The organism is Thalassotalea sp. G20_0 (genome assembly GCF_017744175.1).
Lineage (GTDB): Bacteria > Pseudomonadota > Gammaproteobacteria > Pseudomonadales > Endozoicomonadaceae > Endozoicomonas.
Genome location: NZ_JAGHQV010000020.1, coordinates 46,436 through 70,712, shown reverse-complemented (window position 1 = coordinate 70,712; position 24,277 = coordinate 46,436). Strand labels below are relative to the sequence as shown.

Here is a 24,277-nt window from a genome sequence, read left to right as displayed (position 1 = left end):
ACCAGCCCTTTATCAACTTGGAGTGAATCACCAATGACCAGCAAAGACGACAAAGACAAAGAAATCTCCCGCTACAAGATAACGCTACTGTACGCAGCCACCAGAATGAACAACATCATTATAAACCTTGTTGATGGTGATACCCGGTTAGCCAGGGCAAACGCGATCAGGGGAATTGAAGAAGTCTATGAAGTGTTGGGCATAAACCAAGACGACCATCATCAGAGCGTAGAACATAATGGATAACCAGGTACTCGACGTAGCAGTGATTGAGATTGAGGGACTGAGAAAGCGGCTTGAGTTTGCCGCAGGGTACTACCTCAGAGCGCATAGAATAACAGGCACAAGAGAAGACCTTGTAAGGGCAATCGAGTTAGACGAGCTTATGGAGAACCTGAGAAGGCTTACCATTGAGTGTACCGAAGACAGTGAGCACTTGAGCCGTTTAACTGAACGGGCTTGAACAGGATACAATAGGCTTGAGGCTAACCACGCCGGGAGAATGGCAGCAATGAGCAACAGAGCAAAACCAGACTGGGAGGCCATCGAGGAAGATTACAGGGCAGGCGTTCTGTCTATCCGCATGATTGCCACCAGGCACAACACCAAAGAGTCATCGGTCAGAAGCCGGGCAAGGCGCAACGACTGGCAGCGAGACCTGACCAGTAAAGTTAAGCAGGCCACCAGCAACAAGCTTCTGACCGCAGATGCACGCACCACAGGCACGCATTCAGAAGCGCGCACAACAGAGCAGGAAATTATCGAGAGAGCCAGTGACGAGGCAACACAGCTTGTTATGTCACACCGGGCGAATGTTGCTGAATACCGGGAGCTTTCGACACGGATCAGTGGCTACCTGATGACGGTAACGCTAACTGATGATAACCACGTCGCATTTACGCGCAGCCTGAACGCAGGCATTGACGTACTGGCGAAAGCGATCAAGCTGGAAAGGCAGGCTTTCGGGCTGGATGACCAGCAAGGCGGCACTTATGAGGACGACCTTGAAGCCCTGTTAAACAGCCTTGAGGACGATTCTGATTCGCTGGCAGTACCTTAACCCACCGAGCAAGCAGGATGCTTAACCGGGCGATAAGTCCGGTTTTTTGTATCTGCCCACCAGCAAAGGCGTAACAGTCCCTCCAAAATCAGAGGCACCTCAACAAACCGGATCGACGAGAAAACCGCACATCTTTCAGCAAGGCCAATCTACCCGGATTGAGGCAGATTGAAGCCAGGGCAATCAATCCATAACGGATAGATAGCTTCCGTTTTGTAGGTATCTCAATTCACACCACTCCAGAAAACTCCAGATCGGACACAGTGTTTCTCTACCTGCAAGCTACGCAGGATACGCAGGAACCAAAAGACTTGAAGGGGTGATCATTTCGTTCACCCCTTTCGACAAGCTTCACACGAAACAATAAGCAAGGTGCGCAGTTCGCACTATTGCGCACCGGCAAGCCACCAGCAGAAGCACCCTGAAACCATACGGCCGGTTTAGAAAAGTTCAGTCTGTAGAATAGAAGCCAAAAGCAGTCAGCCAAGGGAAAAGGTTAAGTAATGCTAAGGCTTCATGCTAGTGGATGGAGAGCCTACCTGTTGACATATGTTGACATTGAACTGGCTGGAGCTTCACGGCTATCTCTACAGGGAGGAAGTGAAGAAAGGGCAAGGCCGACCAGTCGTGACCTATCACATCAACCCGGCATGTATTTCTGACGAGGAAGAGTAAGCAGAAAACACGCAGGGTAGTACACCCCCAAAACCCCCTAAAAGTACGAATTTGATTTAAGGAGGGTTTTAGGGGGTAGCTACCCTGCCTGTTTTTTAATTCCCACACTGATGTGGGATCACAGGAATTTCTGTGCTTTACCTATAGGCGATGAAAGGCAACACAGGAAAATCTGTGGGGAATCTTGATAGGGCCCCTTGCCACCAGAGCAACAAGGGAGCAAGGGTGCATTCATCGTGCAGCCTGTTAGAGCCCGCACCCTGGGAAAAGCATAGACCATGATTATGGATCGGTCAGGATTCTGGCCCATGGCTAAAGCGAAAGGAGGAATAGACACAACCTGAAAGCAGGTGAAGATTTTACGGTCAACATCGTTGTTGACGGTCAGGATTCTGGCCCACCTCCAAGGCACCGGGCGAATGATGGAAACCGGAGCCACGAGCAAGACGCGAGAATTTTAAGTGGTTGGTTGAAAGGTAACAGCCGGATAGATGCCCGTTTAATTCGCTACCAGCCCGACAGAAAGAGGGCGCAAAAGTGGGCGCAAATAAGAATTTACAGCGAGGCGGTGAGTGAGTGCTTATCTTGAAAGCACTGCTATATCTGGCAAATCAAGAAGCACTTAAATCTTTTTCCAAGTGATAAATAGCCACTTCACCCATCAGATTTGGCCAGACACGCCCCGCCAGGCCGCTTTTATACGATTGATCCACCACCATTCGGTTCAACACCCGGTAATTTTTCTCCCGGCACAGTGCCTCAAAGTCCCTGAAGGTACAAAAGTGAATATTGGGGGTGTCATACCAGGTATAAGGCATAAACTTCAAGACCGGCATGCGACCATAGGCGGCAAGATAGAGGCGGCAGCGCCAGTGGCCGAAGTTAGGAAAAGTGACAATGCATTCCCGTCCAACCCTGAGCATCTCCTCCAGCACAAGGTGTGGGAAGTGCATCACCTGAAGTGCCTGGGTCATAATCACGGTATCGAAGCTACCATCCCTGAAGTTACCCAGCCCGCGATCCAGGTTCTGTTCAATAACGTTTACCCCCCGCTCAATGCAGGCTTCAATATCCTGGGCATTAATTTCCAGACCATAGCCACTGACCTGCTTCTCTCGTTGAAGCTCGTGCAACAGCTGTCCATCACCACAGGCCAGGTCGAGAATCCGGCTGCCCGGGGCAACCCAGTTCCTGATAATCTCAAAATCCCCCCGGCTCATGAGCACTCCTCCGCTACCCGATGCAAATAGGCCGACAAACCTCGCACGTAGCGGGGAATATCCATCAGAAAAGCATCGTGCCCCTGGGGAGCATCCACTTCAAGATACGTCACATCCTTATCCACCTTCATCAGTGCATCGACCATCTCTCTTGAACGCTCGGGCGAGAAACGCCAGTCGGTTGAGAATGAAGCAAGGAAAAATCTGGCGGTTGCCCTGCTGAGCGCATCTGGCAGGCTGTTGTCATAGTCACTGGCCGGATCAAAGTAATCCAGTGCCCGGGTCATTAACAGATAGGTGTTGGCATCAAAGCTGCCGGAAAAACTCTCACCCTGATAACGAAGATAACTTTCTATCTGGAACTCAACATTGTAATCGTAACTGAAGCCGTCATTTTTCAGCTCACGACCAAACTTGGCCCCCATGGCATCATCAGACAGATAAGTGATATGCCCCACCATGCGGGCAAGCCCCAACCCCTTGCGGGGAATGTTGTTCGCTTCCAGGTAACGACCACCGGCAAACTGATCATCGGACATGATGGCCTGCCGGGCTACTTCATTAAAGGCAATATTCTGGGCCGACAGTCTGGCCGCAGAAGCAATGATAACGGCATGGCGAAGTCTTTCGGGATAGGCAATGCTCCATTGCAGTGCCTGCATCCCGCCCAGGCTCCCACCGATCACCGCAGCCCATTGGGAAATACCCAGATAGTCAGCCAGCATGACCTGGCTGTTAACCCAGTCTGCGACAGTGACCACCGGAAAGTCTGGCCCATAAGGTTTGCCGGTTTTGGGGTTAATACTGGTTGGGCCCGTACTGCCGTGGCACCCCCCAAGGTTATTGAGAGCGACAACAAAGAACCGGCGGGTATCGATTGGCTTTCCCGGGCCTATAAAGTTATCCCACCAGCCGGGCTTGCGATCTGCCATGCTGTGATAGCCTGCCGCATGATGGTGACCACTGAGGGCGTGACAGATCAGTACCCCATTGGAGCGGGACTGATTCAGCTCACCATAGGTTTCAACCATTAGCTGAAACTTTTCCAGCTGTTCGCCACAGTTCAACGACAGGGGCTGATCAAACGGTATCGCAATGGGCACTACGAGACCAACCGAATCGGCAGGAATCAACTCAGGCATAAACTTCCTGTATCCCTTTCCTGGCCATAGCAAATTCCCAATCCGCTTAACTTTACTTAAGGTTGTTCACTATGGCGCTTCAGGCTTATTATTCATTCATTAAAGAGCGCTCTCACACGACGAGAGCAGCAGAAATTGCAGGCAGTTTATCGTCTTCATTTTTTTTTGTCAGCTTATCCGGGCTTGATGTCTGACCATTGCCTGGCAAACTCCGGGCCATCAGGTCCTGACGACAGGCAATTCCAAAGCCAGTTCGGTCAACGCCAGGACATGGCTCAAAAAGTAACCTTCAACCTGTCGTGAGCAAAAGTGCAGGTGTCGTTCATTGATGTATTCATCAACACTTTGGTTGTTGATCAGGGAAATATAGAAAGCCCGAATCGCCTCATCTTCAACATTCAAGGCTGAAATAATTCTGGCACAGGGCTGAGAAGTCTTGCTCATTTGGAACTCCCGAAGCGACAGGCTTCTGGGTACTTGTCTTCCTATGAAGGACTATCCTGCAATGAAGCTTCATTCGGAATGGGCCCACAAGGCAACAGATTGCTCTGCTTTAAAATGCATGGTACGGATACCGATAAATTCAACTACCGATAAATTCAACGATTATCTTGAATTAAACCTAGTATAGTCAGGCTTTACTGAAGTATTCTTAATAGCGGTAAACTCTTGTGATCAAAACCGATAAAAACGTGCTATCGTAACTTTCCGCAATAGTGCAAACTATTAAATACTTTTCACAGACCTCTCGGTGCAAATGTCGTTATGTCTATTGAATCCCTAGGCCAGCTTGAATCAAGACTCCAGAACCTGATTGACAAACTGGAACTGTCAAGAATGGAAGTAGAAGACCTCAGGTCTGCTAATACCCGCCTTGAAGAAGAAAATATCCAGCTAAAGCAGGAACTCAGCGCATGGGGTGACCGTGTGAGCGCTCTTTTGGGTAAGCTGGATATCGTAACAGAGGAAGAAGCCAGCGAGCAGGAAGCTGTCGCGTAAAATTATGGGGCATCCATGCCCCACAATTTTATCCGTTGGTTTCGGCGTTTTCGATGGCTTCCAGGGCTTCCATCCATGCTTCTTCTGTTTCCAGGGCCTGCTGTTTAAGTGCGGTTTGTCGGCTTAGTAGCTCTTTCAGTTTTTCTTTGGCGGTTTCTTCGTATATCAAAGGGTCAGAGAGCCGTTCTTCAACCTGTTCAAGGGACGATTGCAGGTCCTCCAGCTGACTTTCCAGTTGCTCCGCTTTTTGCTTCAACGGCCTTAGTGCTTTTCGCCTTTCAGCCTCATGGCGTCGTATGTCTTTCTTCTGTTGTGCGTTTTGTTGTGAAGAGCCGACCAGTTCCCCGCCACTCTCTTCGCTTCTGGCGCTGCGGGATTCATTACGTTCCTTAGAGCGAAGATGAACCAGCCATTGGCTGTAGTCATCAAGATCACCTGAATACTCTTCCATCCGGCCATCATGAACCAGATAAAGCTCATCGGTGGTGCTGCGAATCAGGTTACGGTCGTGGGAAACCAGAATCACTGCCCCCTCAAATGACTGTAAGGCCATGGTCAGGGCCAGACGCATATCGAGATCAAGATGGTTGGTTGGCTCATCAAGCAGCAACAGGTTTGGCTTCTGCCAGCCAATGATTGCCAGGGCCAGCCTCGCTTTCTCACCACCGGAAAACCCCTGAATCGACTCCAGGGCCTTATCCCCATGAAAACCAAACCCGCCAAGAAAGTTTCTCAACGTCTGCTCTTTGGCCTCCGGCGAGAGCCTTTGCAGATGAAGCAAAGGGCTGGCATTGAAATCCAGACTCTCCAGCTGGTGCTGTGCGAAGTAGCCAATGCTTAAGTGCTCTCCCAGATGAACCTTGCCCGAAATCAGTGGCAATTCCCCGGCAAGTGTTCTGATCAGGGTTGACTTGCCAGCGCCATTCGCACCAAGCAGCCCGATACGGCTGCCTGGTTGAATATTGATGCTGAGTTTTAATAACGGCTTATCACCATAACCGAGTTCAGCTGTATCCAGTACCAGTAACGGTGCAGACATCTTATCGGCTTCCGGAAAGGCAAAAGAGAACGGTGAATCCACATGGGCCGCTGAAATATCTTCCAGCCTTGCCAGCGCCTTCAGGCGACTTTGAGCCTGCTTGGCTTTGGTCGCCTTGGCCCTGAAACGTTCAACAAATTTTTCCATATGAGCCCGCAGTTTCTGCTGCTTCTCAAAGGCCGCCTGCTGCTGTTGCAGTCGCTGTGCGCGCAGGTGCTCAAAAGCTGAATAGTTGCCACGGTACTGGAACAGTGTCTGATGTTCTATATGGAGTGTGTGATCCGTAATGGCATCGAGGAAATCCCGGTCATGGGAAATAACCAGCAATGTTCCCGGGTATCGTTTGAGAAAGTTTTCCAGCCAGACAATGGCATCAAGATCCAAATGGTTGGTGGGTTCATCCAGTAACATAATGTCTGACGGGCACATCAAGGTCTTGGCCAGATTCAGGCGCATACGCCATCCACCGGAAAAGTCGCGGACATTTTTTTTCAGTACCTGATGATTAAAGCCCAGTCCATGCAACAACTGTTCTGCCCGGGAACGGGCTGTATAACCATCGGCACTCAGCAGTTGCTCATGGAGATCGGCCAGTTTTTCGTGCTTTCCTGCGGCTTCTGCCTCAGCAATCGCCTGCTCTATCCGGCGCAGCTCAATATCACCATCCAATACATAGCCCACGGCATTACGGTCCAGGACATCAATTTCCTGAGCCATATGTGCCAGTCCACGGCCCTTATCAAACGCGAGTTCACCTTTATCAGGTTGCAAATCTCCGGTAAGCAACGCAAGCAGGCTTGATTTGCCGCACCCATTAGCACCCACAAGGCCAACGTGCTGACCGGAATGGATGATTGTTGATGCATTCTCCAGAAGGAGCTTGCCAGACCTTAAAAGGCTGATGGAATTCAATGTGATCATTGACATGGTCTAATTGTGGACGACCGATCAGACCAATAATAAAGGAGAGGCCTATCGTGACGCCGGAAAAAACATACTGCTACCTGCAAGAGGATATCATCGAAGCAGCAAAGACTGGGTGACGGTATAAACCGCCAGCTCAGAGAAGGCAAAAAATTCTTTGAACAAAAGCCGAATCTTAAACACCTTGTTCAATTTATCTATAGTAACTCCCAAGAGTCGATGACCGGTAGGAAAGGATTAATTAGTGCTTTCGTTCGTTTGATTCGTGTTCAGCACCCTTGTTGCTATAGGATTTACCGTTTCAACCGATTGCAATTGATTGACTCTCTGGTTTGTCTCCCTGCGCGCCCTTTGACGTTCCCTTTGATACTCCCTCATGTGCTCTGCGTAAGCAGGATCATTATGGTAACGCTCCCTTTGGCGCTGCCTGTACTCCCTTTGACGTTCCCTTTGGCGCTCTGCGTAAACAGGGTCATTCTGGTAACGCTCCCTTTGGCGCTGCCTATATTCCCGTTGACGTTCCCTTTGGCGCTCTGCGTAAGCGGGATCATTCCGATAACGTGCCCTTTGCCGCTCCCTTTTGCGCGCCCTTTGACGCTCGGCGTAAACAGAATCTCTTTGGTAATGCGCCGCTTGGTATGTACTTTGTCGACTCCTCTGGTACTGTGCATAAGCAGGGTCATGTTGGTAGCGCTCCCTTGCGCGTTCCCTTTCATGCTCCCTTTGGCGATCTGCATAAACAAGAGCATTCTGGTTGATATCCCGCTGGGGTAAGGAGTCAGGCCTGCCTTGCCCATGCCCCCCTTGGCCCGGGGTAGCTGAACTGACTAATACTTTTGCCAAACTCGACAAATCAGTTCTACACAGTGGACAGGTAGTCCTATTTGCGAATTGTTTTTGTGCAATGAGGGAATTTTTAAGGCAATCAGAGTGAAAGGTGTGTCTACATACACTAGTGATAAGAGTAGCCACATCTCTGCCGAAGGCCATCAGGCAGACAGAACATTTTTCTGCTTCCGGGCTGTTTGTTTGGACCTTGAAAGGGTTGATCCCATCAATCATGTTCAGACCCTTTTGTTTTATTCTGTTCAGACTGTATTTGCAGCTTTTAGTTCCCGATACTTATTTCAATAAAATAGCGTTTATGAATGCTGTTACCGTAATAGCTATCGTTCAGACTCATTTCAAATCAGAGCAAAGATCCAAAACCTATCAATCCGGGTACTTTTATCATGCAGCCCTTGTCCCAGCCGCAGTTTTTTGCGTTCTTTTCTGATCACTGCTTTCACTGAGGTATCGGGCTTGAGGAGATTAAAAGACAACTGACTTTCAATATGGACAGTAAACTCAGAGTAATCGAATATCTAGAGAGGAGAAAAGAGTGAAGATACAAAAATAATAAGGGGGAATATAATTCCCCCTTTAAGGCTTAGAGTTATCAGTTATATTACTTCTTCTTAGCAGGGGACTTTTTTGCAGCTGCTTTTCTGGCTGGAGCCTTCCGCTTGGCAGCTACTTTTTTGGCTGCTGGCTTTTTCTTGGCTACCACTTTCTTTTTAGCTACAGGCTTCTTCTTAGCCACAACTGCCTTTTTGGCTGCTGGCTTTTTCTTGGCAGCTACTTTCTTTTTAGTGGCAGGTTTCTTCTTAACAGCCACTTTTTTCTTGGTTACTGTCTTTTTCTTGGCTGCCGCCTTTTTGACGGTGGCTTTCTTCTCAGTAGTTTTCTTCTTTACCTCTACCTTTTTCTTGGCAGTGGCTTTTTTAGCAGTGCTTTTTTTAGCAGTGGCTTTCTTGGCACTGGCCTTGGCCTTTTTCAAGGCTTCTTTGGCTTTTTCCAGCTTTTTCTTCAGTGCGTCGATTTCTTTTTCCCACTTTTTCACCATGTCGACCTTTTTAACAGTCTTGCTGGCAGTGGTTTTTTTAGCAGGAGCTTTTTTAGCAGCAGCCTTCCTGACAGTGCTTTTTTTAGCTGCAGTCTTCCTTGTTGCAGGCATTGGGTCGTCCCTCGTTTTAATTTAACCAATCTACTAGTAGTTAGTACATCGTAATAAAAACTGAATAATTTATATCCAGTTTTAATTCCAACATAGAGTGCTTATTCGTCATCTGCAAATTTTTTTTTAGCTTTCTCTCTGTTTTTTTGCTAATTAAATCACATTCTCCTACAACAGATAGATAGAAGAGGACGTTTATTTTTCATATTCATTACCTCGAAAAACACTTCAAATAAGGCACTTTTTCATTACACAACCTTCGTCCGGGGTTGCCAAAAAAACCAATTTACTAAATGATAGGGCTCAGAGTTACCTGTACTGAAAAGACTGTGCCAAAACGCAGGATACAAATCTATCAGAAAGAGTGTAAATATGATCTTCAAAACGCTTGCCAGCATTACCCTGCTCTCTTACTCACTGTGTTCATTTGCCGCTCTGGAAACAGACAATGACAAATTAAGCTATAGCCTCGGAGTATCCATGGCAGAGCAACTGAAACAATTTGATGGGATCAATGTTAACGCCGTTATCCAGGGGGTAGAGGATAATCTTGGCAACCAGGTTTTACAGCTGTCACAGGATGAAGTCACCTATTTTATAGATTTAGCGCAGGTGCAAAAGAGAAACCTTGAACAGCTTCAGTACCAGGCAGCAGCGCAGGAGAGCCTGGAAAAAAGCCAGCTTTTTATGACAGAAAACAGCAAAAAACCAGGCATTGTTGTGCTGGAGAGCGGTTTGCAGTACCGGGTACTGACAAAAGGTACTGGCATCAAGCCATCCCTTACTGATCATGTAACCGTTCACTATGAAGGCCGCCGGATAGACGGAACCCTTTTCGAAAGCTCATACACTCGAAACCAACCCGCCACTTTCCAGTTAAACCGGGTTATCGCGGGCTGGACAGAAGGAATACAGAAAATGCCTGAAGGTTCCACCTGGGAGTTTTTTATTCCCTCGACTCTGGCCTACGGCTCCAGTGGTATTCCCGGAATCATCGGACCTAATGAAGCAATTATTTTCAAGGTAGAACTCAGGGATGTGAACAAAAGCAGTTAAAAATGAAATGAGGACAAAACGACTGTATGGTCTGAATACAGTTTGTCCTCACCTGACCTGAACATCATGATCCCGTGAGCCTTTCCCGGTGAGATTCATGCAGAGTTTCTATCATTTTATCTTCAAGACTGAACCGCTCTGCCAGCGTTTCACCTAATTCCGATACAGCGCCCTGAAGTTTCTGCAAAGAGCTGATTGATTCACAACTGTCATTAAATTTCAAACATCTTGAGGTATTCTCTTCAAGCTTTGGCAGCACCGTATGAGCCAGTTCAACGCCCCCATCATTAAATTCCCGGGCTTCCTGAATCAACTGTTCGTAAACCTCAAAGTGACCAGCTGACGCATAATCCACCAGAATCTGGCACAGTTCCTTTAATTTACTGACTACCGGACGCTTGTCATCATCAAATTGATCCATTCCATTGATGGAGCAGTAAAGGACGATCAGCTCCTGACGCTCGTTGAGCCAGCGATCAATAATTTCTGATACACCTCCCCAACGTTCTTTAGCCGTTTGGCAACCCTCCAGCATGATAGACAGTTCCTCTTTAACAATTAGATCTCTTCTGCGTGAATGGGGACCTCGTAAGCGCCTTTGTCAGGCAGCTCAGATGCTAGGTTATGACAGTGAATTTTTTGCGGCAAGCGTTTATTTTTCAAAACACAACACAATTTAAATTGCAAGTTTTGCAGGAACGTTATGAATCCAATGGTTTCAGGGAGTTTTCATGATAGTCCAACAACTTTTTCAACTAAAAAAAAATCATTTAATTAAAAAAAATTATTTTAATTACCCGATTCTGATACTAGTTCAGATACTGCTGGCAGCATCCTGATTTCATCCCGATAAAAGCAACTTTACCAAAGTCTGATTTAATGATGGAATCAGGTACTGTCTATTAATTTCTGCCACCCTCACTGCCGCGCTCTATTCTCAGACATTCTCGCCAGAGAGTCCTTTCTACCGGCGACTGACTAAAGGCAATGGTTCAGGAACTATTCTGCCGCCTTATATTCCTGCAGGAATGTATCAAAGTCACGGCTATCATTGTTTTCTGTTGCCAGCTGATCAGCAATAGAGCGCTGGGCAAGCTGTTCAAAGTAGGCTATACGTTCATCGCTCAGATCATGCTCAGAGAAGCGTTTGGAGTGCTTTTCCGATAAAGACATCATCAACTCAAGATAACCGGAATCTCCGGTTTCAAGGGTATTAAGCACCTGCGCAGAAGGGGTTAAAGCGGCATCTTTCAGCTTTTCTCTTTGCGCACACAGGCTCTCAACAAACGTTGATGATTCATTGGCCTGGTCAAGAATCTCAGCAATGGGAGACATTTCATCCAGCAGCTGAAACCCCCAGCTCTGGAGCAGGACAGGTTGCCCTTGCTGTCTCAACTCGACACCCGGGCGGCGGCCTTCCGTCACCGCTGTTTTGAAATTACTGCTGACCTCATCACACTCATCGGCATGAATAGGATTGCTGTTCTGCAACGAACAGTAGACCAGGAAAACATCCAGAAAATGGGCATCCTGCTCACTCAGTCCCATTGGTTCAAAGGGGTTGATATCAAGGCAACGTACCTCAACATATTCAACGCCTTCGTTGCGCAGGGCGGTCACTGGTTTTTCACCGGAACGGGCAATACGCTTTGGGCGAATGGTGCTGTAATATTCATTCTCTATCTGCAACAGGTTGGTATTCAGTTGCAGGTATTTACCGTCTTGTTTCAGACCGATGGCTTCATAGGGAGGGTATGGCGTACGAATGGCACTGGAGAGGCTATCTACGTATTCTTCCAGTGTGTTGTAGCAAATATTCAGGGAAGACTGGGCGTGATTGCTGTACCCCATATCGCTCATACGTAACGACGTCGCATAAGGAAGAAAAAGAGAGTCCTTATCCAGCACCTGAAGGCCTGACTGAACGCCGCCATCTGCAAAAAAACTTCGGCTAACGGCCGGAGAGGCCCCAAACAGGTACATCAGCAGCCACGAGTAACGCAGAAAATTCCGGATCAGGGAAAAATAACCCGCTGACCTGAAGTCCTGAGCGCTGATTTCCTCTTGTCCGGAGGACTGCTGTAACAGCGCCCAGAACTCTTCTGGCATAGAGAAGTTATAGTGAATACCGGCAATGGTTTGCATTGGCTTGCCATAGCGATGCCAGAGCCCTTCACGATAAACACTTTTCATTACCCCGATATTGGAACTCCCATACTGCGCGATAGGAATACTGTCATCCCCTTCCAGCAGCGGCGGCATACTGCCGGCCCAAAGGAACTCTGTTGCCATATTCTGGCAGGTATACTGGTGCAGCTGCTCAAGAAAGGAGAGCGTATCGCTAATACGGCTGTGCACCGGCGTTATGAATTCAAGCAGTGCTTCAGAATAGTCAGTGGTGATATAAGGGTGGGTTAATGCGCGCCCCAGTTTCTCAGGATGACTTTTCCGGGAAAGACGGGCATCTGAGGTAACCCTGAGACTTTCACGCTCAATACCATGGCAGATGCCATGAAGAACTGAATGGTTAGCACGGGACTGGAAAAGCTCCAGACGATCCTGATACTCAGTAGCCAAGGTACAGATCCAATAATAATTATCTATAACATTCGTTCAGAGAGATGATTCTTATTGGCAACACGGATACCCGCGACCACGACACCATGAACGAACTCTCATTAGTACTCAGCTTCAAACCGGGCAAGACAACCTGAATGAGCCTGATAAAATAGCAATCAGCTTAGCAGCTGACCACCTCCTGAGGTTGCCGCAAAAGACAGATCGACAGCATTTTCCTAAACTGCGAAGGGTAATCATTCTTGGAATATTACGTTTTGGTCCAGGAGCCTGTGCTTGTGCGACAGCCTCGTCCTGTCGTCCATATAATACCAGCCTGAATTGTCTAAATCCCCTAAAAAAAGCCAGACAAAGGCTTGTCTGGCTTTTTCGTTGGCAGGCAAACATCGCCGTTAACAGTGTCTTTACGGGAACTGTCAAAACTGGCTTTTTCTCCGAGTCTGTTTACTTGCGAAGTTGTTTTGCATTGGCAAACAAGTCGGCAAAAGTACCACCTGAATCCTGCTTTTTACCACGATTTCCGGACTGACCGGCTTTCTGTGGCTTGCTGCGAGCAGCAGGCTTTTCGGTTCTGGCTTGCCGTGGTTGCTGGCGAGCTTCAGCACGCTCTTCGGCCTTATCCGACATCCGCATGGAAAGTCCGATACGCTTGCGTGCAACGTCCACTTCCATGACTTTGACCTTAACGATATCGCCGGCTTTTACTACTTCGCGGGGATCTTTAACGAAGTTTTCAGACAACGCGGAGATATGCACCAGACCATCCTGATGGACGCCAACATCCACAAACGCACCAAAGTTTGTCACATTGGTGACCACGCCTTCCAGTTCCATATTCAGCTTCAGATCGCGGATATCTTCAATACCATCCTTGAATTCGGCGGCTTTGAAATCCGGGCGCGGGTCACGACCGGGCTTATCCAGCTCACTGATGATGTCGGTAACGGTGGGCAGACCAAAGGTTTCATCGGTAAAGTCCGCCGCATTCAGGCCCTTTAAGAAAGCCGAGTCCCCGATCAGGGCTCGCACATCCCGGCTTGACTGGTTGGCAATCTTCTCTACCACCGGATACGCCTCAGGGTGCACGGCAGAACTGTCCAGAGGGTTATCACCATTCATTACTCTCAGGAAGCCTGCGGCCTGCTCGAAGGTTTTAGCACCAAAACGGGCCACCTTCTGCAGGTCCTTACGACTTCTGAAGGCACCATTTTCATTGCGATAGGCAACGATGTTGTCGGCCAGGGTACGGTTAAGGCCCGATACGCGTGCCAGCAGGGCGCTGGAGGCGGTATTAAGATCAACACCTACCGCGTTTACACAGTCCTCAACCACCGCTTCCAGAGAGCGGGACAGATTGATCTGGCTGACATCATGCTGATACTGGCCCACCCCGATGGATTTCGGCTCAATCTTCACCAGTTCGGCCAGAGGGTCCTGTAAACGACGGGCGATGGATACGGCACCACGGATAGAAACATCCAGGTCCGGGAATTCACGGGCAGCCAGTTCAGATGCAGAGTACACGGATGCACCGGCTTCGCTGACCACAATTTTGGTCAGGCCCAGTTTTGGATAGCTGCGCATCAGTTCAGCCGCCAGGCGGTCCGTTTCTCGGGATGCCGTGCCGTTACCGATACTGACCAGCTCAACCTGATGAGTCAGACAGAGGGTGGCCAGAGTACCAAGAGCTTCCTTCCATTTCTTCTGGGGAGCATGGGGATAAATCGTCGTATGCTCGACCAATTTACCCGTACCATCCACCACGGCTACCTTCACACCGGTTCTCAAGCCCGGATCCAGACCCAGGGTTGGCCTGAGGCCAGCAGGTGCCGCCAGCAGCAAGTCTTTCAGGTTCTTGGCAAACACCTTGATGGCTTCATCTTCAGAGTTTTCGCGGATGCGAGTCATTAACTCGGTTTCCAACTGAGACAGCAGCTTAACCCGCCAGGTCCAGCGCACCACATCCTTCAACCAGTCATCTGCTGCCCGGCCTTTATGCTCAAGCTTCCAGAAGTCAGCCACCAGCTTTTCACAGGGATGGGTTTCACGACGGTCTTCCGGCTCATTGGCGAGGCGGATGTTAGCCTGCAATACCCCTTCATTTCGTCCACGGAAGATGGCCAGCGCCCGATGAGAAGGAGCCGTTTTCAGTGGCTCATCGTGTTCAAAGTAATCCCTGAACTTGGCACCTTCCTCTTCTTTACCCTCAACGCCACGACTGCTCAGGATGCCTTCATTCCAGAGCAGCTCACGCAACTGACCCAGCAGCTCGGCATCCTCGCTGAAACGTTCCATCAGGATATAGCGGGCACCTTCCAGAGCCGCCTTGGTATCCTCAACTCCCTTATCTGCGTCAACAAAAGCCGCTGCTTCCACGTCAGGCTCTTTTTCCGGCGTATCGAACAGCAGATCGGCCAGAGGCTCCAGACCCGCCTCACGGGCAATCTGAGCCTTGGTACGACGTTTGGGCTTATAGGGAAGGTAAAGGTCTTCCAGGCGGGTTTTGGTATCTGCAGAGCGGATATCTTTTTCCAGTTCAGGCGTCAGCTTATCCTGTTCGGTAATGCTCTTCAGAATGGCTTCACGGCGCTCTTCCAGCTCTCGCAGGTAGCGGAGACGATCTTCCAGCGTTCTCAGCTGAGTATCGTCCAGACCTCCGGTGACCTCTTTTCGATAACGGGCAATGAAAGGAACCGTGGATCCATCATCAAGCAGCTGTACAGCACTGGCGACCTGTTCAGGTCTGGCACCCAACTCTTCAGCTATACGCTGGGAGATACTCTGCATAAAACACACTCATCATGGGAATCAAAACAATAGGACAGTTTCCAGATAATGCTCAGAAACAGCAACATTTCTGCATCCAGCCGGTAATTAATGCTTATCCTGGCCTGAAAACTCAAGCCATAAGACACGCTAATGACCAGAGAAAACCGGGCATTATAGCGAAACTGAACCGTTTGTATAAAACAAACCTTCACAGTACCGGAAAATGCCCGATCCGGGGAAGAATCACTAAACTGGAAAAATCCCTGTGGCAGGAACTTTTACCCGATCTACTGATCTACTGCTCAGGTACTGATTGCTCAGAAAAGCAGCAACAGAACGAGTCAAATACCCATAGGATGCTACTGATCAACGGTCCTGTAAATTCACTTTGCGACAGTATGACTGGAGTTATTATGGAACCATCAGCACAGAGTTACTTCAGCGGTTCGTCGGGCAATGCAGCCAAAAGGAATCTGGAAAAACACCAACAGGCCTTAAATAATGGTCTGGAGCCAATAGCCGGGTTAGTGGCTAAATTTAACAACAGTATTTTAGAAGTCTCTGCACCGGATCAGACTCAACCGTTCAAACGGTTGAAACTGGATTTACCACCCGGATGGATGGCCACCACAGATATCAGTGATCGTAAGCCGAAAATTGTCGGACTGAATTTTTCCACAAATCATGAATCGCCATACACCAGGCAGGCCGATGCATCGCAACCCCATGAACAACCTGATATTGAGATGATACCGTGCGATAGTCCTATTGAACCAGGCTCTATTGACTTCGCGAAGAGTGAAATTTTTCAATGTCGGTCAAACTGCCTTGAATTCAAACTTAAGGCCAATTTCGGTTGTTATATTCTGGATGCCAGTTTAAGCCCAACGAGTAAGAACCTCTTAATCAGTGGTTGCGACACCTTAAGAGATCATATCCTGAGAACCTGGCAACAAGATGCAAATGGCAACTGGTCGCAGAATGGGAGTATCGGGGGTTCCCAAAAAATTTTCTGTCAGCTCAACCGAGCAGAAGATAAGCTTCTGAGCCTCTGCGACGATGGCAATGTCAAAGTAAGTACGCTGAATAATGATGGCTGTTGGGAGGAGGTGGTGGCGCTTGCGCACACACCCCTTGAAAAAGGCTATCCGCCGTTGACAGCAAATTTCAGCCCGTTGCAGGATAAGATTGTGTCCTTCGACCCAAGGAATCTCAAAACCAACATATTGCGTCTGGATAGCAACGGCCGGTGGACCCCGCTACACCAGCCAGAAGAGATCAGTTACTCTTTCCGATCCCTGGAAAAGAAATCGCCTTTCAAGATCACGAACAATTATTTACTGACCTGCAAGGACAGATCAGCAACCATCTGGGACTGTAGTGATGAGAGCAATTGTCTTGTGGAGAAAGAGGTCATGCATAGCAACGGGGAAATTGAAGATGCCCACCTGAGTAATGATGAGCGGCATGCACTGATCAGAGATATAGATAAAAACGTTAAAATTTTTGGTTATGACAACAACGGTGACTGGGTAGGAAAAAAAACGATTTCGGATTGCAATTATGCCGCCTTCAGCCCCTCCGGGCGTAAATTACTGGCCTATCTCGGTCGTGGTGCCTTTAAACTCTGTAATTGCAACAGTAATGATGACACTTTGGATAAAGATCAGTTCTTCAGGCACATCGGCAGTGACACAGCCATCTTCAGCCCCTCCGAGAACTTTCTCCTGAGCTATGGCAATCAAACGAGTGACGTTTGCATTTGGGGTGATGACGGGGAAGGTAACCTGATTAACAAGGCATGGATACGTCATCAGGGAGCCATTAACAACGCTGCCTTCAACGATCAGGAGGACAGTGTACTGACCAGCAGTCTTAATGATAACACGGTGAAAATCCAGAGCCTCGACAGCCAGGGCCAATGGCAGGAACAGCTGGTGGTTCAACTTAAAAGCAGAGTCGATCACAGCCGGTTTTCACTCTCAGGGCGTCTGGCCAGTGCCCTTGGCTTTACCACAGACACTGAATCCTACATCCTTTGGCGCGATGACGATGGCAAGTGGAAGAAACATACTGTAACCATCCCTGATGGCTATGTCATCAGAGGTGCCGAATTTAATAGGGCAGATAACCACTTTCTGACCTATGGCAGCAAAGACATTCAGAAGGATCATCACAAGCCGGGGTTTGTGCAACTCTGGGGCAGGGGCGATGATGGTAAATGGATAGATGAAGAGCTGATAACCCTGGATCATCACGTTAGAAGAGCCAACTTCAGCCCCGATGGTGATTATTTAATAATTCACTGCGCCGATGATCTAACGTGCGTCATACCGAAAGGATCTACTGTCCTGCTCTGGAAGATTCCTGCCAGAGAGACAACCTTAAACAGCCCATGACGTGGGAGTATATCGGCCAGGACGGGGAGATTATAGCCCCGTCCTTTCCACGGAACTGTATGCCTATCAGCCCAGTGACGGACCGGCAGCCAACAGCGCCTTACCTTCTTCGTTATCGGTAAACTTAACAAAGTTGGTGATAAAGCGATCCGCCAGGTCGTGTGCCTTACGCTCCCATTCTGCCGGGTCCTCATAGGTGTCCCGAGGGTTCAGAATACTGCCATCAACGCCAGCAACACTTTGCGGTACATGCAACCCGAAGAAAGGCAGCGTTTTGGTTTCGGCCTTATCGATAGAGCCATCCAGAATAGCGTCAATGATCGCCCGGGTTGCCTTGATGGAGATGCGTTTACCAGTACCATTCCATCCCGTATTTACCAGGTAAGCTGTAGCGCCATGGGCTTCCATCTTCTTAACCAGCTCTTCGGCATACCTGGTTGGGTGCAGTGACAGGAACGCAGCACCGAAGCAAGAGGAGAACGTCGGTGTTGGTTCCGTGATACCACGCTCAGTGCCCGCCAGTTTCGCGGTAAAGCCGGAGAGGAAGTGGTACTTGGTCTGCTCAGGGGTCAGACGGGAGACCGGCGGTAAAACACCAAAAGCATCGGCAGTCAGGAAGATCACTTTTTTGGCGTGACCAGCCTTGGAAACCGGCTTAACAATGTTATCGATATGATACAGCGGATAAGAAACCCGGGTATTCTCGGTTTTCGAGCCATCATCAAAGTCAATGTTACCCCGGGCATCAACGCTTACGTTTTCCAGCAACGCATCACGACGAATGGCGTGGAAAATCTCAGGCTCATTTTCTTCTCTCAGGTTAATGGTCTTGGCATAACAGCCGCCTTCAAAGTTGAACACGCCGTCATCATCCCAACCGTGCTCATCATCACCAATCAAGGCACGCTTGGGATCGGCAGAGAGTGTGGTTTTACCGGTTCCGGACAGGCCAAAGAAAATGGCAGTATCACCCTGCTCACCCACATTGGCAGAACAGTGCATGGACGCTATGCCCCTGAGCGGCAGAAGGTAGTTCATAATGGAGAACATACCTTTCTTCATTTCACCGCCATACCAGGTACCACCAATCACCTGAATCCGCTCCGTCAGGTTGAATGCCACAAAGTTTTCCGAGTTGAGACCGTGCTCCTGCCATTTCGGGTTGGTGCATTTGGCACCGTTCATGACAATAAAGTCCGGTTCAAAGTCCTTCAGCTCATCTTCGCCGGGCCGGATAAACATGTTCTTGACGAAGTGAGCCTGCCATGCCACTTCGGTCACAAAGCGCACACTCAGGCGTGTTTCAGGATTAGCGCCACAGAAACCGTCAATAATGAACAGACGCTTGCCGGACAGTTGATTGGTTACCAGTGATTTAAGATCTGCCCAGACTTCTTCAGTGATTGCCTTGTTATCATTTTTACCCTGGTCTGACCACCAGATGGTATCCCGGGTTGTATCGTCTTTGACGATGTATTTGTCCTTCGGAGAACGGCCAGTGAAGATACCGGTATCCACCGACACTGCCCCCATTTCAGTAACTACCCCTTGTTCATAGCCTTCCAGCTCCGGACGGGTCTCCTCCTCAAACAGCGTTTCATAGGAGGGGTTGTAGACCACATCAAGGACATCCTTGATTCCGACAGCAGCCAGAGCTTCCTTTACGTTTACATGGGCCATGCAAAGTTCTCCTGCGGCAATACGCTCAACTTAACGTTTTGTGTTGTTAGATTATGGTAATTCTTGTGGCGTGCTATGATAGGGTATTGGATCTATTATTGAAATATAACTCTGGAATTACAGGTTATAGACCCCCTCATAACGCCTCTTGTTAATTGAGTCTGGTAAAAACGTTAAACCTTTGTCGGCTTAAAAGTATTGCCCCGGGTCAAATTTATCATCAGTTACCGGAAGAAAACACAGACGATCACTGTCGCATTTTCCTCTGACTGGTCAGAAATTCAATGGAATTCCTGACCGGATCGGAAGGAGAGAAATCAGAAAACTTCAGTGAAGTTGTGGTTTTTCGTTAAAGATTGCATCGATGTCAGCTTTACCAAAAACATATTGGTGATTGCAGAACTGGCAGTCCATCGCCACCTGACCTTCTTCTTCAATAATTGACTCAATTTCTTTGCGATCCAGAGTGCTGATGATTTTTGCACTTCTTTCCTGGGAACAGGTGCAGACGAAACGAACAGGCTCCTTGTCAAAAATACGGACAGTTTCTTCATGAAACAGTCTGACCAGCAGTGTTTCATGATCCAGCTCCAGCAGCTCAGCATCTTGAGTGGTTTCAGCTAGAGCCGTCATGCGCTTCCAGGATTCAGCGCGAACGTCCTCGGAAAGCTCGACACTGGCAGGCAGAGCCTGCAACAGAAAACCGCCACAGGTCTGGCCATCACAGGCCAGCCACAGGCGGGTCTGCAACTGCACAGATTGCGTAAAATAGTCTTCAAGACTGGCTGACAGCGTTTCCTTTTCCAGGGGAACAATGCCCTGGTAACGCTTACCTTTGACCGGGTCCACGGTAATCAACAGGCTTGCCTTGCCCAGAAGCTCCTGAAGCGTTCCCTCAGAAAGGTCATCCTTGAATTGCGCAACCGCTCTGAACGACCGCTGGTCGGTACATTCCACCATAAGCAAAGTTAATGGCCCGTCACCCCTGGCCTGAAGGGTAAGCAGCCCATCAAATTTCAGTGTTGTGCTCAACAGAAGGGCAGAGGCCACCAACTCCCCCAACAGGCGTCTGACCACCTCGGGATAATTATGGGCAGCCAGAGCATCAACATAACTGTGGTTAAGGGAAACAATTTCACCGCGAATATCGGTATTTTCAAAGATAAAGCGTTGTACTGCGTTATCAGTTCTGCTCATGAGCAACATTCCGTTTCGGGCTTATCAGAAAACTGACGACAGCATCACAGCTACCGACCAAATACAGGCAAGCCACTGATTTACAAAGACAGATAAAATTGGAAGCGGCGTATTATATTACGATTCAGACAAAAACACTTCGCCCTGTTTATAGCTTCTCTTTCTAAATCGTTGTTTGGGTATAATCGAAGGATGTCAGATTGACCGGGGAAAGGACATATCAGAAAGGTCAGGTGTTCATAACACAGTGTCTACATCACCCCATTTCACACCTTCCAGGCCAAAGATGAAGTATGGGCAGCTGATCCAGCCCAACAGCTATAGTTGCTGACACTCAGGATGCCCCCCCTCCAAGAGGCTGAATGGTTTGAAAATACGGCGTTTTCTAACCATCCAGATGCCAGCTTTTCGGGATAGAAAATTCCACATTTTCCAGTAGCCTGCCCACCGCCGCCAGAACACGGTAACGGGCATAGGTTTCCTGATAGATGGCGGAGGTTAAGCTATTGCTGGACTGAAACAATTCATTCTCGCTGTCCAGTAAGTCCAGCAGTGTCCGCTTACCAATGTTAAATTGCTCCCGGTATGCCGCAACCGTATCCCGGCTGGCATCTTCATGAAGCAATAAATACTCGCGTTGTGCGCCAATAAACTGCAGAGCCGCCCAGCTGATACGCATTCTTTCTTCGACATCTCTCATAACCCTGGCTTTCTCGGAGCGACGCTCTTCTGCCTGATGGGCACTCTCCAGCAAACGAGCCTGATCACCGCCGCCGCGGAACAAGTTGTAGCGAAGACGAACCATGGCGACCGTGTCACCATAATCACCCAGTTGGCCATCGGCATTGCGCCTCCAGCTTTGGTCTAACTCAGCATCCAGTGATGGCAGATAACTGCTTTTTCGGGAAGAATAAGCGTACTCCGAGGATTCAACATCCATTTCAGCAGCTTTGACACTGGGGTGATCCTGCTTGCTATTTTTAATGGCACTGTGCAAATCTTCTGGCAAATCAAGATGTGCAAAACCAGGGAACTCCAAATCACCGGGACTATGCCCAACCAACGCACGGTACTCACTTTCAGCATCCATCAGATTATTTCTGGCACTGATGAGATTGGCATTTGCTCTTGCCCGCCGCCCCTCTACCTGGATCAAATCAGAGCTTCGGGCAACCCCCTGACGGGCACGACGCTCAATCTGATCAAAAATTTCGTGATGAATGCCCAGGTTTTCTTCTGCCAGTTCAACCAGATCACGACGCTCAAGCACTTTGAGATAAACATTGATAACCTGCAGCGCCAGATCTTCCAGAGTAGAGTAGAGCCGCCAATGCTCAGCCTCAGCGCCTTTACGGGCACCCTTCACGTTGTACCAGGTATTAAAACCCGCAAAAAGGTTCTGCCTCAGAGAAAATGAGGCTTCCTTGCGGGTGAGCTTGTCCCCATCGGTATCTGGACTGGTATCCTTTTGCTGTCTGCCGATACCGGCCGCAAGATCAATCGTTGGCCAGAAATCGGCAGCGACTGCATCGATATTTTTTCTCTCAGCCTTTAGACGACTAAGAGCAACTTTTGCCTCAGGGTTTGAACGCAGAGCCTGACCCAGGGCTTCTTCCAGAGATTCAGCTGAGACGTCAGCATTCCATCCAAGCAGGCCTGAAAACACGCTGATCAGCAGAAATTGAAAACGGTTCATGGAGGTCCCTGTCTCTTTCGTACGGAGATTTATTATCTAGATACATCGCCATGAACAGTCGGGACTTTACAGTGGGTTGGAAAAATCGTGACCTGGAACCATCACGTTTCTGGTCAGCAATGACCAACTTATGATAAAAAAGGATATTAAACGGTCCAGATATCCGATTAAAACAGAATTAAGCCATTGGGAACGGACCAACAAGAAAAGAATGGCAGCGAACCATTGTCGCTTCTTCTGCGGATTGCCAGGGGTAAAACATGCAAGGTAGCGGAACAGACCTCAAGGTCATGATCATCGATGACAGCAAGACGATTCGTCGTACAGCTGAAACACTTCTGACAAAGGCGGGCTGCCAGGTGGTTACCGCCACCGATGGCTTTGACGCATTGGCCAAAATCGCCGAGTCCGAACCGGACATCATCTTTGTCGATATCATGATGCCTCGTCTGGACGGCTATCAAACCTGTGCGCTGATTAAAAATAACAACGCATTTAAACAGATTCCCGTCATCATGCTCTCCAGTAAGGACGGTCTCTTCGATCGTGCCAGAGGACGAATTGCCGGTTCAGATTACTATCTGACCAAGCCATTCAGCCGTGATGAACTGTTCACAACGATTCGGGAACACTGCCCTGAGTATGCTCTGGCCGTTTAAACGTACGTGAATGGAAAGCCCCTGACGACGTCTCTGCCAATGAGGCCCGGAAGGGGTTCAGAAAATAAATAAAAGCAAGTAACCAAGTTTGGTGCGGCCCTTATTCAGGCCAAAAAACCCGGGGGATTTATGGCTAAGGTATTAATTGTTGACGACTCACCAACCGAACTGTACCAGCTGAGCGCAATGCTCGAGAAACATGGTCATACCGTAATGACGGCTGACAATGGTGCCGATGGTGTCGCCCTCTGCCGGGAAGAGCAGCCTGATGCGGTATTAATGGATATCGTCATGCCCGGCCTGAACGGCTTTCAAGCCACCCGGCAACTCTCTAAAGATGGCAGCACTGGACACATTCCGGTCATTATTGTCACCACCAAAGACCAGGAAACGGATCGCGTCTGGGGCATGCGGCAGGGAGCCAGAAACTATCTGACCAAGCCCATTAAGGAAACCCTGCTGCTGGAAACGCTGAACGAAGTCCTGAGTGATGCTGCGGCCTGAATCAGGCCTGGCTACTCCGAAAAACCCTTTCGGACAAGAGGGCTATCCCGCATTCGTCACGGTCAATTGTCAAGGGAACAATGAAGGAAAGGAGTACTATGAGCAACTCCAGTCATCCGTTCGACTATCTGGAGACACTTGAGCAAAGTGCTTCCCTGTACAGTGCTCAAATCCCGGTAGAGCAAACTGATCTGAGCTATTGGCAGGGTGTCAGCTTTGTGCTGGATGGCCAGCATTATATGGTTCAGGTTGGTTCAATATCTGAGATTCTTCCCGTTCCCCAGACAACGCCATTGCCCGGTGTGCAACGATGGGTCAGGGGATTAGCGAATGTCCGGGGACGTCTGATACCCGTCGTCAGCCTGGGTGACTTTCTGAAAAGTAACCAGGCCAGTTATGTTTCCAGTCAACCCAATCACAACAACCGGATACTTGTTATCGAGAAGAAAGACATTTCCGTTGGCCTTATCGTTGATGAAGTAAAAGGTATGCAGCAGTTTACCGCCAGCAGCCACGCAGATGAGATACCGGCGACCATTCCGGAAAATATTCATCCATTTACCCAGGGCTCCTATGTCAAAGATCAACACTATGTCGTATTCAGTGTTGAGGGACTCGTTACCAACGAGCGTTTTCTAAAGGCCGCCAGTGAATAAACAGGATTTTGATTTCACTTCAGAAATCG

The 24,277-nt window shown here is 48.9% G+C and carries 21 protein-coding genes and 1 pseudogene; 9 read left to right on the top strand and 13 right to left on the bottom strand.

The window, feature by feature from the left end:
- Positions 1 to 33 precede the first annotated feature (33 nt).
- The 3 genes from J7438_RS13435 to J7438_RS13425 are packed head-to-tail and all read left to right on the top strand — an operon-like array spanning position 34 to position 1,060.
- Positions 34 to 246, top strand: a complete 213-nt coding sequence (locus tag J7438_RS13435; RefSeq protein WP_209276944.1) for a hypothetical protein — start codon at positions 34 to 36, stop codon at positions 244 to 246.
- Positions 239 to 463: a hypothetical protein gene (locus J7438_RS13430; protein WP_209276943.1), complete on the top strand. Its 225-nt coding sequence runs from the start codon at positions 239 to 241 to the stop codon at positions 461 to 463. Before J7438_RS13435 ends, J7438_RS13430 begins: the two co-directional genes overlap by 8 nt.
- Positions 464 to 511: 48 nt before the next feature.
- Positions 512 to 1,060 carry a hypothetical protein gene (locus J7438_RS13425; protein ID WP_209276942.1) on the top strand — a complete coding sequence of 183 codons (549 nt, stop codon included), beginning with the start codon at positions 512 to 514 and terminating at the stop codon, positions 1,058 to 1,060.
- Between the two features lie 1,286 nt (positions 1,061 to 2,346).
- Here J7438_RS13425 and metW read toward each other — a convergent pair.
- The 3 genes from metW to J7438_RS13410 all read right to left on the bottom strand — a co-directional run bounded on the left by metW (position 2,347) and on the right by J7438_RS13410 (position 4,541).
- Positions 2,347 to 2,955, bottom strand: coding sequence for a methionine biosynthesis protein MetW (metW, locus tag J7438_RS13420; protein ID WP_209276941.1), 609 nt, complete (start codon positions 2,953 to 2,955; stop codon positions 2,347 to 2,349).
- Positions 2,952 to 4,097 (bottom strand): homoserine O-succinyltransferase MetX, encoded by a 1,146-nt coding sequence (gene metX, locus J7438_RS13415; protein WP_209276940.1) that lies wholly within the window; start codon positions 4,095 to 4,097, stop codon positions 2,952 to 2,954. Before metX ends, metW begins: the two co-directional genes overlap by 4 nt.
- Positions 4,098 to 4,316: 219 nt before the next feature.
- On the bottom strand, positions 4,317 to 4,541 hold the full coding sequence (locus J7438_RS13410) for a hypothetical protein (protein ID WP_101745280.1): 225 nt from the start codon (positions 4,539 to 4,541) through the stop codon (positions 4,317 to 4,319).
- Positions 4,542 to 4,862: 321 nt separating this feature from the next.
- On the opposite strand from J7438_RS13410, the gene J7438_RS13405 reads away from it, so the two are divergent.
- Entirely contained in the window at positions 4,863 to 5,096 is a 234-nt protein-coding gene (locus J7438_RS13405; RefSeq protein ID WP_101745279.1) for a cell division protein ZapB, read from the top strand.
- Positions 5,097 to 5,124: 28 nt separating this feature from the next.
- Here J7438_RS13405 and J7438_RS13400 read toward each other — a convergent pair whose 3' ends face one another.
- The 4 genes and pseudogenes from J7438_RS13400 to J7438_RS13390 form a co-directional block, all read right to left on the bottom strand.
- Positions 5,125 to 7,056, bottom strand: a complete 1,932-nt coding sequence (locus J7438_RS13400) for an ATP-binding cassette domain-containing protein (protein ID WP_209201716.1) — start codon at positions 7,054 to 7,056, stop codon at positions 5,125 to 5,127.
- A gap of 240 nt (positions 7,057 to 7,296) precedes the next feature.
- Entirely contained in the window at positions 7,297 to 7,902 is a 606-nt protein-coding gene (locus tag J7438_RS13395) for a hypothetical protein (RefSeq protein WP_286196569.1), read from the bottom strand.
- Between the two features lie 27 nt (positions 7,903 to 7,929).
- Positions 7,930 to 8,121 (bottom strand): annotated as a pseudogene (locus tag J7438_RS28305) (RING finger domain-containing protein); the annotation flags it as partial.
- A gap of 385 nt (positions 8,122 to 8,506) precedes the next feature.
- Positions 8,507 to 9,055: a hypothetical protein gene (locus tag J7438_RS13390; RefSeq protein WP_209276938.1), complete on the bottom strand. Its 549-nt coding sequence runs from the start codon at positions 9,053 to 9,055 to the stop codon at positions 8,507 to 8,509.
- Positions 9,056 to 9,427: 372 nt separating this feature from the next.
- Here J7438_RS13390 and bamJ point away from each other — a divergent pair, with 372 nt between their 5' ends.
- Positions 9,428 to 10,111, top strand: coding sequence for a BamJ family beta-barrel-assembly machinery protein (gene bamJ, locus J7438_RS13385; RefSeq protein WP_209276937.1), 684 nt, complete (start codon positions 9,428 to 9,430; stop codon positions 10,109 to 10,111).
- Between the two features lie 64 nt (positions 10,112 to 10,175).
- Here bamJ and rsd read toward each other — a convergent pair whose 3' ends face one another.
- From rsd to J7438_RS13370, 3 genes are all read right to left on the bottom strand, one after another.
- The gene (gene rsd / locus J7438_RS13380; RefSeq protein WP_101745275.1) at positions 10,176 to 10,646 is read right to left on the bottom strand and encodes a sigma D regulator; all 471 of its coding nucleotides are present in this window, start codon (positions 10,644 to 10,646) and stop codon (positions 10,176 to 10,178) included.
- A gap of 464 nt (positions 10,647 to 11,110) precedes the next feature.
- Positions 11,111 to 12,688: a glutamate--cysteine ligase gene (gene gshA / locus J7438_RS13375; RefSeq protein ID WP_209201720.1), complete on the bottom strand. Its 1,578-nt coding sequence runs from the start codon at positions 12,686 to 12,688 to the stop codon at positions 11,111 to 11,113.
- Between the two features lie 444 nt (positions 12,689 to 13,132).
- Positions 13,133 to 15,475, bottom strand: coding sequence for a Tex family protein (locus J7438_RS13370; RefSeq protein WP_209276936.1), 2,343 nt, complete (start codon positions 15,473 to 15,475; stop codon positions 13,133 to 13,135).
- A gap of 395 nt (positions 15,476 to 15,870) precedes the next feature.
- Here J7438_RS13370 and J7438_RS13365 point away from each other — a divergent pair, with 395 nt between their 5' ends.
- Positions 15,871 to 17,856, top strand: coding sequence for a WD40 repeat domain-containing protein (locus J7438_RS13365; RefSeq protein WP_209276935.1), 1,986 nt, complete (start codon positions 15,871 to 15,873; stop codon positions 17,854 to 17,856).
- Between the two features lie 66 nt (positions 17,857 to 17,922).
- Here the strand turns inward: J7438_RS13365 and pckA are convergent, their stop codons facing one another.
- The 3 genes from pckA to J7438_RS13350 all read right to left on the bottom strand — a co-directional run bounded on the left by pckA (position 17,923) and on the right by J7438_RS13350 (position 22,429).
- Positions 17,923 to 19,536 carry a phosphoenolpyruvate carboxykinase (ATP) gene (pckA, locus tag J7438_RS13360; RefSeq protein WP_209276934.1) on the bottom strand — a complete coding sequence of 538 codons (1,614 nt, stop codon included), beginning with the start codon at positions 19,534 to 19,536 and terminating at the stop codon, positions 17,923 to 17,925.
- Positions 19,537 to 19,863: 327 nt separating this feature from the next.
- Positions 19,864 to 20,733: an Hsp33 family molecular chaperone HslO gene (gene hslO, locus J7438_RS13355; protein ID WP_209276933.1), complete on the bottom strand. Its 870-nt coding sequence runs from the start codon at positions 20,731 to 20,733 to the stop codon at positions 19,864 to 19,866.
- A gap of 385 nt (positions 20,734 to 21,118) precedes the next feature.
- Positions 21,119 to 22,429 (bottom strand): TolC family outer membrane protein, encoded by a 1,311-nt coding sequence (locus tag J7438_RS13350; protein WP_209276932.1) that lies wholly within the window; start codon positions 22,427 to 22,429, stop codon positions 21,119 to 21,121.
- 260 nt (positions 22,430 to 22,689) lie between these two features.
- Between J7438_RS13350 and pilG the strand changes: the two genes are divergently transcribed.
- The 3 genes from pilG to J7438_RS13335 all read left to right on the top strand — a co-directional run bounded on the left by pilG (position 22,690) and on the right by J7438_RS13335 (position 24,248).
- Entirely contained in the window at positions 22,690 to 23,088 is a 399-nt protein-coding gene (gene pilG, locus J7438_RS13345) for a twitching motility response regulator PilG (RefSeq protein WP_209276931.1), read from the top strand.
- Between the two features lie 129 nt (positions 23,089 to 23,217).
- Positions 23,218 to 23,592 (top strand): response regulator, encoded by a 375-nt coding sequence (gene pilH, locus J7438_RS13340; RefSeq protein ID WP_209201726.1) that lies wholly within the window; start codon positions 23,218 to 23,220, stop codon positions 23,590 to 23,592.
- Positions 23,593 to 23,690: 98 nt separating this feature from the next.
- Positions 23,691 to 24,248, top strand: coding sequence for a chemotaxis protein CheW (locus J7438_RS13335; protein WP_209276930.1), 558 nt, complete (start codon positions 23,691 to 23,693; stop codon positions 24,246 to 24,248).
- Positions 24,249 to 24,277: the final 29 nt, after the last annotated feature.

Excerpts from the sequence above, each read along its gene's own strand:
- J7438_RS13435 (WP_209276944.1), top strand. The coding sequence starts at position 34 with ATGACCAGCAAAGACGACAAAGACAAAGAAATCTCCCGCTACAAGATA.
- J7438_RS13430 (WP_209276943.1), top strand. The coding sequence starts at position 239 with ATGGATAACCAGGTACTCGACGTAGCAGTGATTGAGATTGAGGGACTG.
- J7438_RS13425 (WP_209276942.1), top strand. The coding sequence starts at position 512 with ATGAGCAACAGAGCAAAACCAGACTGGGAGGCCATCGAGGAAGATTAC.
- metW (WP_209276941.1), bottom strand. The coding sequence starts at position 2,955 with ATGAGCCGGGGGGATTTTGAGATTATCAGGAACTGGGTTGCCCCGGGC.
- metX (WP_209276940.1), bottom strand. The coding sequence starts at position 4,097 with ATGCCTGAGTTGATTCCTGCCGATTCGGTTGGTCTCGTAGTGCCCATT.
- J7438_RS13410 (WP_101745280.1), bottom strand. The coding sequence starts at position 4,541 with ATGAGCAAGACTTCTCAGCCCTGTGCCAGAATTATTTCAGCCTTGAAT.
- J7438_RS13405 (WP_101745279.1), top strand. The coding sequence starts at position 4,863 with ATGTCTATTGAATCCCTAGGCCAGCTTGAATCAAGACTCCAGAACCTG.
- J7438_RS13400 (WP_209201716.1), bottom strand. The coding sequence starts at position 7,056 with ATGATCACATTGAATTCCATCAGCCTTTTAAGGTCTGGCAAGCTCCTT.
- J7438_RS13390 (WP_209276938.1), bottom strand. The coding sequence starts at position 9,055 with ATGCCTGCAACAAGGAAGACTGCAGCTAAAAAAAGCACTGTCAGGAAG.
- bamJ (WP_209276937.1), top strand. The coding sequence starts at position 9,428 with ATGATCTTCAAAACGCTTGCCAGCATTACCCTGCTCTCTTACTCACTG.
- rsd (WP_101745275.1), bottom strand. The coding sequence starts at position 10,646 with ATGCTGGAGGGTTGCCAAACGGCTAAAGAACGTTGGGGAGGTGTATCA.
- J7438_RS13370 (WP_209276936.1), bottom strand. The coding sequence starts at position 15,475 with ATGCAGAGTATCTCCCAGCGTATAGCTGAAGAGTTGGGTGCCAGACCT.
- J7438_RS13365 (WP_209276935.1), top strand. The coding sequence starts at position 15,871 with ATGGAACCATCAGCACAGAGTTACTTCAGCGGTTCGTCGGGCAATGCA.
- pckA (WP_209276934.1), bottom strand. The coding sequence starts at position 19,536 with ATGGCCCATGTAAACGTAAAGGAAGCTCTGGCTGCTGTCGGAATCAAG.
- hslO (WP_209276933.1), bottom strand. The coding sequence starts at position 20,733 with ATGAGCAGAACTGATAACGCAGTACAACGCTTTATCTTTGAAAATACC.
- J7438_RS13350 (WP_209276932.1), bottom strand. The coding sequence starts at position 22,429 with ATGAACCGTTTTCAATTTCTGCTGATCAGCGTGTTTTCAGGCCTGCTT.
- pilG (WP_209276931.1), top strand. The coding sequence starts at position 22,690 with ATGCAAGGTAGCGGAACAGACCTCAAGGTCATGATCATCGATGACAGC.
- pilH (WP_209201726.1), top strand. The coding sequence starts at position 23,218 with ATGGCTAAGGTATTAATTGTTGACGACTCACCAACCGAACTGTACCAG.
- J7438_RS13335 (WP_209276930.1), top strand. The coding sequence starts at position 23,691 with ATGAGCAACTCCAGTCATCCGTTCGACTATCTGGAGACACTTGAGCAA.